13 protein-coding genes are annotated in these 9,443 nt (G+C 62.1%); 4 read left to right on the plus strand and 9 right to left on the minus strand.

The window, feature by feature from the left end:
- The first annotated feature begins 97 nt into the window (after window positions 1–97).
- A complete protein-coding gene (locus AC04SH_RS27935) occupies window positions 98–823 on the plus strand; it encodes a hypothetical protein (RefSeq protein ID WP_488577401.1) in 726 nt (241 codons plus the stop codon).
- A gap of 85 nt (window positions 824–908) precedes the next feature.
- Here AC04SH_RS27935 and AC04SH_RS27940 read toward each other — a convergent pair whose 3' ends face one another.
- The 3 genes from AC04SH_RS27940 to AC04SH_RS27950 form a co-directional block, all read right to left on the minus strand.
- Window positions 909–1,112: a DUF3126 family protein gene (locus tag AC04SH_RS27940; RefSeq protein WP_006200852.1), complete on the minus strand. Its 204-nt coding sequence runs from the start codon at window positions 1,110–1,112 to the stop codon at window positions 909–911.
- Window positions 1,113–1,265: 153 nt separating this feature from the next.
- Window positions 1,266–2,114, minus strand: coding sequence for a serine O-acetyltransferase (gene cysE, locus AC04SH_RS27945; protein ID WP_112563436.1), 849 nt, complete (start codon window positions 2,112–2,114; stop codon window positions 1,266–1,268).
- A gap of 193 nt (window positions 2,115–2,307) precedes the next feature.
- The gene (locus AC04SH_RS27950) at window positions 2,308–2,934 is read right to left on the minus strand and encodes a VOC family protein (RefSeq protein ID WP_488577402.1); all 627 of its coding nucleotides are present in this window, start codon (window positions 2,932–2,934) and stop codon (window positions 2,308–2,310) included.
- A 112-nt stretch (window positions 2,935–3,046) separates the two neighbouring features.
- Here AC04SH_RS27950 and AC04SH_RS27955 point away from each other — a divergent pair, with 112 nt between their 5' ends.
- Window positions 3,047–3,655 (plus strand): HD domain-containing protein, encoded by a 609-nt coding sequence (locus tag AC04SH_RS27955; RefSeq protein WP_488577403.1) that lies wholly within the window; start codon window positions 3,047–3,049, stop codon window positions 3,653–3,655.
- 29 nt (window positions 3,656–3,684) lie between these two features.
- On the opposite strand, the gene AC04SH_RS27960 is transcribed toward AC04SH_RS27955, so the two are convergent.
- The 4 genes from AC04SH_RS27960 to AC04SH_RS27975 form a co-directional block, all read right to left on the minus strand.
- On the minus strand, window positions 3,685–4,185 hold the full coding sequence (locus AC04SH_RS27960) for a GNAT family N-acetyltransferase (protein ID WP_488577404.1): 501 nt from the start codon (window positions 4,183–4,185) through the stop codon (window positions 3,685–3,687).
- A gap of 14 nt (window positions 4,186–4,199) precedes the next feature.
- The gene (locus tag AC04SH_RS27965) at window positions 4,200–4,967 is read right to left on the minus strand and encodes an alpha/beta fold hydrolase (RefSeq protein ID WP_488577405.1); all 768 of its coding nucleotides are present in this window, start codon (window positions 4,965–4,967) and stop codon (window positions 4,200–4,202) included.
- A gap of 9 nt (window positions 4,968–4,976) precedes the next feature.
- Window positions 4,977–5,552 (minus strand): DUF192 domain-containing protein, encoded by a 576-nt coding sequence (locus tag AC04SH_RS27970; protein WP_488577406.1) that lies wholly within the window; start codon window positions 5,550–5,552, stop codon window positions 4,977–4,979.
- Window positions 5,553–5,775: 223 nt separating this feature from the next.
- A complete protein-coding gene (locus AC04SH_RS27975) occupies window positions 5,776–6,372 on the minus strand; it encodes a cold-shock protein (protein ID WP_477238312.1) in 597 nt (198 codons plus the stop codon).
- Between the two features lie 358 nt (window positions 6,373–6,730).
- Here AC04SH_RS27975 and AC04SH_RS27980 point away from each other — a divergent pair, with 358 nt between their 5' ends.
- Together AC04SH_RS27980 and AC04SH_RS27985 are read left to right on the plus strand one after the other, a co-directional pair.
- Window positions 6,731–7,171 (plus strand): VOC family protein, encoded by a 441-nt coding sequence (locus AC04SH_RS27980; RefSeq protein ID WP_112563411.1) that lies wholly within the window; start codon window positions 6,731–6,733, stop codon window positions 7,169–7,171.
- A gap of 133 nt (window positions 7,172–7,304) precedes the next feature.
- The gene (locus tag AC04SH_RS27985) at window positions 7,305–7,598 is read left to right on the plus strand and encodes a DUF2218 domain-containing protein (RefSeq protein WP_488577407.1); all 294 of its coding nucleotides are present in this window, start codon (window positions 7,305–7,307) and stop codon (window positions 7,596–7,598) included.
- A gap of 2 nt (window positions 7,599–7,600) precedes the next feature.
- On the opposite strand, the gene AC04SH_RS27990 is transcribed toward AC04SH_RS27985, so the two are convergent.
- On the minus strand, window positions 7,601–8,155 hold the full coding sequence (locus AC04SH_RS27990; protein WP_488577408.1) for a DUF1697 domain-containing protein: 555 nt from the start codon (window positions 8,153–8,155) through the stop codon (window positions 7,601–7,603).
- On the minus strand, window positions 8,152–9,408 hold the full coding sequence (gene ilvA / locus AC04SH_RS27995) for a threonine ammonia-lyase IlvA (RefSeq protein ID WP_477352998.1): 1,257 nt from the start codon (window positions 9,406–9,408) through the stop codon (window positions 8,152–8,154). Before ilvA ends, AC04SH_RS27990 begins: the two co-directional genes overlap by 4 nt.
- Window positions 9,409–9,443 lie beyond the last annotated feature (35 nt).

A 9,443-nucleotide genomic window follows, 5' to 3' on the forward strand; every position in this document is an offset into this window, starting at 1 on the left:
ATGAAATCGCACAGTTGCACCCGACAGCCGCGTTGCAAGAGCCATGCCGCGGCGTGTGTGCCGTCCAAGGACAGGAGCGGCCATTATGGGGATTGCAATGAAGCAGGCAGCGACCGCCGAAGAATTCAACGTCGTCGATTCCGTGCTGATGAAGCGAGTGTTTTATGCCTTTGCGGCACTGGCTCTGTTGTCGCTGGCGATCAGCCTTGGCGGCAAATGGTTCGGCCGCTCGATCGCCATGGCCGGCTATACCGACGACACCACGGTCCATCGGGTGGTGATCGGCAACAATGTCATTGCCGTGCCGGCCAACGCCATCCGCTTCCTGCAGGCGCGCCGCGACGGCCTCGCTTCGCGCCTCGACCTCTATCTGCGCTATCCCCAGATGGAGGGTTACAGCGAAGCCGCCCGCGACGACTTCAACCACACGGGAACGGCCAAAAACATCATCTTCCTGTCGTTCGAACCGCAGATGATGTCGCGCGACATGAGCGGCCGTTTCGCACCGATCTACAGCGCGCTGATCCGCCAGCCCGGAACGCCCGGCCCCGGTGGCACGATGATTTACGGCTTCAGCGAAAAATCAGGTTATCTCAACGAGGTGCTTGCGGTTGCCGGCCGCGCCGGCAAGGATCCGTTCGTCGCCCGCTGCCTGAGCGGACCAAGTGCCGAGGAATCGCTGGCGCCTTGCGAGCGCGACATCCAGGTCGGCGACAGCCTCAGCCTGACCTACCGCTTTCCCCGGGAACTTCTGGACAACTGGCCGACGCTTGACGCGGCAATCGTCGCCGAGGCCACGCGTGTCCTCAAGACAGCGAGATAGCTGGCTGAAGTCGTTGCATATTTTCTGAATATGAAAAGCCGCCGGCCTGCACCATGGCAGGTCCGGTCAGCCGCAAAGTCCTGGCTCAGGCCAGATCGATGTCGAGGATCGCCATCGAGAAATTGTAATCGCCATCGTCCTCGTCCTTGAAGACGATGCCGAGGAACTCGTCGCCGACATAGACCTCGGCCGAATCTTCCTTGCGCGGCCGCGCCTTCACTTCGAGTTTGGGATTCTGGAAGACGCGCTTGAAATAGGCGTCCAGCTTTCTGATTTCGTCCGGCTTCAAAAGTCTTCTCCGATCGTCGGGCTTGCTCGTTGGAACGCGCTTCTGGCACGTCGACAATGGCGATGTAAAGGCAAGCCGGCTGGATAGAACGCGAAGTTAAGGGGCAACAGCGTCGGTAGCCGGACTTCAGCCCGGCACACCGGATCGTGCAAATCAGATGTCGAAGCTGACGACCTGGTCCATCGACTGCGACGGCAAAAGCTGGTCCATCTGGCGCGAAGGCTGGTCGCAGCCGGTCTCGCCGACGACGCGGGCCGGCACACCGGCAACCGTCTTGTTGTGCGGCACCGGCGACAGCACCACAGAGCCTGCCGCGATCTTCGAGCAATGGCCGACCTCGATGTTGCCGAGGATCTTGGCGCCGGCGCCGATCAGCACGCCGTAACGGATCTTGGGGTGACGGTCGCCGCCGGCCTTGCCGGTGCCGCCCAACGTCACACCGTGCAGGATCGACACATCGTCCTCGATCACCGCCGTCTCGCCGACGACGAGGCCGGTGGCGTGGTCGATGAAGATGCCCTTGCCGATGCGGGCCGCCGGGTTGATGTCGGTCTGGAACACCGAGGAGGAGCGGCTCTGCAGATAGAGCGCAAAATCCTTGCGGCCCTGATTCCACAGCCAATGCGCCAGCCTGTGCGTCTGGATGGCGTGGAACCCCTTGAAATAGAGCACCGGCATGATGAAGCGGTCGCAGGCCGGATCGCGGTCGTAATAGGCCTGGATGTCGACACGCACGATCGACGACCATTCCTTGTCGTCGGCTAGCATCGACTTGAAGGTCTGGCGGATGAGGTCGGAACCGATGTCCTGGTGCGCAAGCCGCTCGGCCAGCCGGTGGATGACCGCCTCTTCCAGGCTCTCTTGGTTGAGGATGGTTGAATAGAGGAACGCCGCCAGAAGCGGGTCGCGGTTCACCGCCTCCATCGCCTCGTCGCGTATCGAGCGCCAGATCGGATCGACCGGCTGCACCATTGTGGGGCGGGCAATCGTAATGCTGTTCATCGACGTCTCCGGCCTGCCGGCTTGTTGTCCGGCCGCACATATAGGCCAGATCTTAGCACGATTGAACTCAATTTTCCTTAGTCACTCATCAAATGGATTTGGTTCACGCGGATTCAAGCCGCCATGGAAAACGAACCCTTGATCCCCGGCTCGCCGGAAAACGGGCCAGCGGACCCGCGCGATACCGGGCCATTCAGGTCGGCAGCGGCTTTCCGGCCTGTTCCGCCACCATATATTCCGCATACCAGTCGGGCCAGTTCACATCATACTGTCCGCCGGTCCGCTTCTCATGCTCGCCATGTGCCGCCGCCGCGCGTCGCAGTGCCGCGGCAAGCTCGCCCGACGAGGTGAATATCGTGTCGCCGGCGTCCACGCGCCCGGGCAGACGCTGAGTGATTTCCTGCAGGATGAAGCCGTTGCCGTCCGGATCGCTGAATGTGACAAAGGAGGAATAGCTGCGCCCTTCCGGATGCCTGCCGCTGACCGGCGGCTGCCCAGGCCCCGCACGGTGAAACACTTCGCTCGCCTCGACGCCGCGCGCCACGAGTTCGGCATGCGCAGCAACGATATCGGACACCACCAGATAAAGCCCCTTGGCCGAGCCTGGCGCGGCTGTCGTCAGGCCCTTGCCGAAATGGATCGAGCATGGCGAGCCCGGTGGTGTGAACTGCACGACCCGGAACGCATCGCCGACGACGAAGTCGGCATCGAGCCGCCAACCCAGGCCGCCATAGAACTGTTTGGACCGTTCAGTATCCGCAACGGCAATGATGACGGCCTCGAGCTTCATGTCGATCGTTCCCGGCACGGTATTCGTCATGTCACCCTCCTCAGTTGAGATGGAATGGCAGAATTCCCCAGAGCCCCTGCCCGCGCAAGGTTCGAAATGATTGATTTTGACTCCGAGGGGCTGAGATCGGTTAACTGGACGGATGACAGGCTTGAAAGACCAGCACTTGATCGACGAACCGCTGAAGGGGCAACTCTCGGAGCTCTATCGGGGCGAAGACCGCCACTACCACAACCTTAGACATATCGAGGCGATGCTGGCGCTGGCCGAGGACTATCGCGCATTGCTGCACGACCCCGAAGCCGTCGAAGCCGCAATCTGGTTCCACGACGCCATCTATGACAGCAAGGCCAAGGACAATGAGGCGCGAAGTGCGGCCCTTGCCGAGAAAGACCTGGCTGGACGCACCGATGCGGAACGCTTGAGCCGCATCGCTGCGATGATCCTTGCCACAGCAACGCACCAGCTGCCGTCGTTAGACGATGCGGCGGCGCTGCGGGACGCCAGCCTTTTCCTCGACATGGATCTGTCGATCCTGGGCGCCGCGCCGGCTGCGTTCGACGCCTATGAGCACGCGGTCCGACAGGAATATGCCTGGGTCGAGGAGCCGATGTGGCGCGCCGGCCGCGCCGCCGTCCTGAAGAGTTTTCTCGCCCGCGACCACATCTTCCACACCGATGAATTCCGGCGCCGGTTCGAACCGCAGGCGAGGCAAAACATCGCGCGCTCGATCGAAGCTCTCGCGGTTTGACTGACCAGAAACTCCGGAGGGAGGCCCGGCTAGTCTGGAAAAGTTTCCATGCGCTGCTCATACGGCTTGAAACCTGCCCGCCCATAGACCGATTGCGCCGACGGATGGTCATAGGTGTCCGTATGCAGCCAGACCCTTCGCGGCGCATGCGACCAGACGGCGCGAAGCGCCCGGTCGAGCAGGAACGGCCCGAGCCTGCGACCCTGGAAAGCAGGAACCAGTCCGAAATGGACCAGCTCGACGTCGGGCTGACCCACGCCGTTGAATTCGCAGAGACCAGCGGCCACGCCCTCGACGCGCAGCACGTGGATGTGTGTCGAGGATAGAGCCAACAGGCGCTCGAGGTCTCCAGCCGCCATGCGCAGCCGCTGGTCCCACTGCACAGGCTCGCCGACGGCGCGGTAGAGGCTGATGTAACCGGCGCCGTCCAGCCTTTCCAGTGCCACAGCGGCGCCTGCTGTCGGCTTGACGCGCGCAGGCGCCAGATCGGCCCGGCGCATCTCCATGTAGGTAACGAGAAGATCAACCATAGCGGCCATCCGCCTCAGAGCGGATTTTCGGCGTAAAACTCCAGCACGCGCTGCTTGAAGGTCTTGTCGCCGACGGCCAGCATATGGTCGCGGCCCTCGATGTGAAACGCCCTGGCGTTCGGCATCAGCGCGGCAAGCTCGTCGGGCGAACCGCCGATATCGTCTTTCGTCCCGATGGCAATCAGCGTCGGTTGGGCGATGCGCGTCATGTCGTCTTCGCTGAGCAATTCACGCGACTTTGCGATGCAGGCCGCCAGCGCCCGGCGGTCGCTACGTGTCTGATCGGCGAAGGCGCGAAACGAGCGGCCGCGCGGATGGCTGGTGGCGGCCGGATCATCGGCCAGCAGCGCTTCGGCGATCGGGTCCCAGTCGCCGACGCCATCGACCATGCCGATGCCGAGGCCGCCGAAGACCAGCGTCGCCACCTTGTCCGGATCGGACAGCGCCAGGAACGCCGAGATGCGCGCGCCCATCGAATAGCCCATGACATGCGCGCGACCGATGCCGAGATGGTCGAGCAGCGCTGCCGCATCCGAGGCCATTTTGGCCGGCGTATAGTCGGCCTCGTCATAGCTCTTCGACGACGAGCCATGGCCGCGATTGTCGAAGGCGATGGCGCGGTAGCCGGCGTCGTTCAGCGTCTTGAACCAGCCCGGCGACACCCAGTTGACATAGTGGCTGGAGGCGAAGCCGTGGATCATCAGCACCGGATCGCCCTCGCCCGACGCCGGCTGGCGGTCGAGGAAGGCGAGATCGAACCCGTCATGCGAAAAGAACTGCATCGACGCCGCTCAGCCGGCGCCGGGCGTGGGCGAATCGCCCTTGTCCGGGGGCGGCATGCCGGGCCCGGACACCGTACCAACGGCCGGATGGCGCAGCAGATCGCCATATTCGATGCCGTTTTTGGCGGCGATGCCGGCCTTGAGCTCGAGCACGAAGCGCACCGGAACGCCTGGCGAGATGACGGCATCGGAGAACGGCTCGCCATGCTTGACCGCCCGGATCTTGCCGTCCTGGCCGACAAAGATCAGGTCGAGCGGCATCGGCGTGTTGCGCATCCAGAAGCCGACCTGCTTCTGCATCTCGAAGACGAACAGCATGCCATGATCGTCCGCCATGTCCTGGCGATGCATCAGGCCGGCCTCGCGCTCCGCTTCGGTGTTCGCGACCTCGATGGTGAAGGATTTGTCTCCGCCTTTCGTCGCCACCACCAGCGGTGTTGGATCGACGGGAAGGATCATCGCCTGGCTGTCGCCGGCGGGAGCCTGCTGGGATGCGGTCGGCTGCCCCGAATAGAAATAGGCGCCGGCGGCCACGGCAACGATGACGCAGAGCGCGCCCGCAGTCAGCCAGTTCCTGTGCGCCATCTGAAATCCTCGACCGGAAACCATGATCCCAAAAAGTGGTCTCAGATATTCGGATAAGATCGTGGTGAAACCAAGAAAACAAAGAAAGAGAGCCGTCCCGAATTCGTCGGGATGGCTCGCGTCCTAGAGCGTTTCACCGTTTCACCGAAACGGCGAACCGCTCCAACTTTTGTTTTGACGCAATTCCGGACGGAAAACCGCTCACACTTTTCCTGGAATTGCTCTAATGCGCGACCGGCAAGGTCCCCATATCAGGGTGAATCTCGGCAGCCATAAGGCCTTTGTCACCGCGTCCGAAGCGCACCAGAACAACCTGCCCGGGTCTGAGTTCGGTGATGCCGTAGCGGCGCAGCGTCTCCATATGGACGAAGATATCCTCGGTGCCCTCGCCCCTGGTCAGGAAGCCGAAGCCCTTGGTGCGGTTGAACCACTTCACCAGCGCCCTTTCGAGCCCGCTTTCCGGCGTCACCGACACGTGGGTGCGCTGTTCCTGCATCTCGGCCGGATGGATCGCAGTGGTGGTGTCCATGGACAGCACCCGGAACGCCTGCAAGCCACGGTCGCCATGCTTGACGAGGCACACGACACGCGCGCCCTCCAACGCCGTCTGGAAACCGTCCTTTCGCAGACAGGTCACATGGAGGAGGATGTCGCCCGAAGAACCGTCATCGGGAAGGATGAAGCCGTAGCCCTTGGCCACGTCGAACCATTTGATGGCGCCGGCGATTTCGACCAGATCGGCGGTATCGCCGCCACTGTCGCGCTTCAAGGCGTCGTCAAGGTTCTCATCCCGCCTCGTGGAAGAGGCCCTATCCCCCATAAGAACGCCCCCTTTTTTTCAAGAAAACCGCAAGTGATTCTTGACATCAGATTAACACCGCCGCTTCCCGGGTGTGCAAGACCTGCCGTGCCTTTTTTCACGGTTGGATACAAGAATAGCTGATTTGTTGTTTGCCGGCGTTGCTGCCGGCCGCAATGACGATCTGTCCAGGCCGTCAACCGGTCGGCAATTTGCGCAGGATTTTGCCGGAATTGGCAACCACTTGCGTCCGACGCTTTTGTCAGAGCAATCTGACTTTTCCAAAACCGGCTACCGCTTTTTCGGTCCGATGCTCGTTGCCCTTCGGCGGGGTGGACCCTATGTTGCCTCGCAACCCAAACATCCCCGAGGAAATCCTATGCGCTACCTCCACACAATGGTCCGTGTCGCCGACGTCGATGTCTCGCTCGATTTCTATGTCAACAAGCTCGGCCTGAAGGAAGTGCGCCGCTACGAAAACGAGCAGGGCCGCTTCACCCTGATCTTCCTCGCCGCCTCCGAGGACGTAGAGAGCGGCATCGCCGAAAAGGCACCGCTGATCGAACTGACCTACAATTGGGATCCGGAGGACTACAAGGGCGGCCGCAATTTCGGCCACCTCGCCTACGAGGTCGACGACATCTACGCCACCTGCCAGCATCTGATGGACAATGGCGTCATCATCAACCGGCCGCCGCGCGACGGCAACATGGCCTTCGTCAAGTCGCCGGATGGCATCTCGTTCGAACTGCTGCAGAAGGGACCGGCCAAGCCCAAGGCCGAGCCGTGGGCGTCGATGCCCAACACCGGCACATGGTAGCGATCACGCCATCTTGAGCGAGGCGGCCGCGCGACCAAGCCGGCCGCCTTTGCCATTTCGGGCGACCGCACCTATTTACCTGCCTGACGCGCGAGCCAGTCAAAGCCAGCGCTCCGTCCAGGAGAATTCATTCATGCCGACCAGCCGTGTCGATGTCACCACCGCCTATGCCAGCCGCTATCTGCAGCAGCTGTGCAAGCATTGGGCGCACAAATTTCCCGTCGAGTTCGACCCGAACCATGGCACCATCGATCTGTCGCTCGGCCGCACGGTTCTCGATGCCGATGCGGCAGCGCTGCATATCACGGTGTCGACGGATGAAGACGGATCGCTGGAGCGCCTGCAAAGTGTGGTTGCCGATCACATCAAGCGTTTTGCTTTCCGGGAAGAGCTGATCTTCGACTGGAAGCACGCGCCGGCGGCATAACTCTATTTTGCGCCGGCCTTGCCGGCCATCTCCAGCAGAGCCAGCACCGAACGCCAGTTGCGCGCGGTGCCCGGCACTTTGAGCACGCGCGGGATCAGATTGGCGAACACCGATTTGCCGAGCCCGTCCGGCGCCTTGAGGTAGAGCACGTCGCCCTTGACCTCGAAACTTTCGGGGCCGGTGCACTTTTCGGCAAGCCTGGCAATTTCGTCCGCTGTCGGCTGGCGCTCCAGCGTATAGGCGTGAAGCTTGGTCGGGTCGCCGGCCACTTCCGGATAGGGATTTTCACTTACCAGCCGTTCGAACCAGGAGAGATCGCGCACCATGATGCGCGAATGAAAGCCCCATTTCTTCTCGAACGCTGCCTCAAGCTGTTTCGTCAGCGTGGCCGCATCGCCCTTCTTGGCGCGGAACACGACATTGCCGCTCTGCACATAGCTGGCGACGTCGGTGAAGCCGAGTTCCTCGAAGAATGCCCGCAACTCCGCCATCTTGACGATCCGGTTGCCGCCGACATTGATGCCGGAAAACAGCGCAACAAAGACCGAGGCGCTCATATGATGAACCCCGCCAGGGTCTCGTTGTCGGTGATGTCCTGATAGTGGACGCCCTCGGCCTCGAAATTCGCCTTCAGCAGGTCGAAATTGCGCCGGTCCTTGGTTTCGATGCCGATCAGCACCGAACCGAAATTGCGCGCCGATTTCTTCAGATATTCGAAGCGGGCAATGTCGTCGTCGGGACCGAGCATTTCCAAGAAGTCGCGCAGTGCGCCGGGCCGCTGCGGGAAACGGATGATGAAGTATTTCTTCAAGCCCTCGAAGCGCAGCGCCCGCTCCTTGACGTCGGGCAGCCGCTCGAAATCGAAATTGCCGCCCGACACCACCGCAACGATGGTCTTGCCGCGGATCTCCTTCCGCGAAAAATCCTTCAGCGCATCGATCGCCAGCGCGCCGGCCGGCTCCAGCACCACGCCTTCGATGTTGAGCATTTCGATCATGGTGGCGCAGAGCCGGTTTTCCGGGATCAGCCGCACGGCGTCAGCGGCGAACTCCTTCAGGTAACGCAACGGCTCGCGGCCGATCTCCGCCACCGCCGCGCCGTCGACGAAATTGTCGACATTGGCGAGCTTGATACGCTTGCCGCTGGCCAGGCTCTCATGCAGGCTCGGCGCCCCGGCCGGCTCGCAAAAGACGTAGCGGGCTTCGCGCTGCTGGTCGGCGAAATAGTGCGTCACCCCGGCCGCCAGGCCGCCGCCGCCGACCGGCAGCATGATGATGTCGGGCATGCGCGCGCCGGGCATCTGGTCGGCGATCTCATAGGCAACGGTGGCTTGCCCCTCGATAATGTCCTTGTGGTCGAAAGGCGGCACCATATGCGCGCCGGAACTTTCGGTGAATTCGAAGGCGGCGCGGTAGCAGTCGTCGAAGAAATCGCCGACCAGCCGGATTTCGACAAAGTCACCACCGAACAGCCGCGTCTTGTCGATCTTCTGCTGCGGTGTCGTCACCGGCATGAAGACCACGCCCTTTTTGCCGAAATGGCGGCACACGAAGGCAAAGCCTTGCGCATGGTTGCCGGCCGAAGCACAGACGAAAAGCTCGGCCTCGTTGCCGGCGGCAAGCGCCTTGCGGAAGAAATTGAAGGCGCCGCGGATCTTGTAGGAGCGCACCGGCGAAAGATCCTCGCGCTTCAACAGCACCCGCGCCCCGGTCTTCTTCGACAGATAGTCGTTTTCCTGCAGCGGCGTTTCGGGAAAGATTTCGCGGATCGCTGCGGCAGCAATGGCGACGCGGGAGGAGAAACTGTTCATGGCGCCATCACCCAGGATCACATGGTTGGAATGCC

Source organism: Mesorhizobium sp. CNPSo 4688 (genome assembly GCF_057784295.1).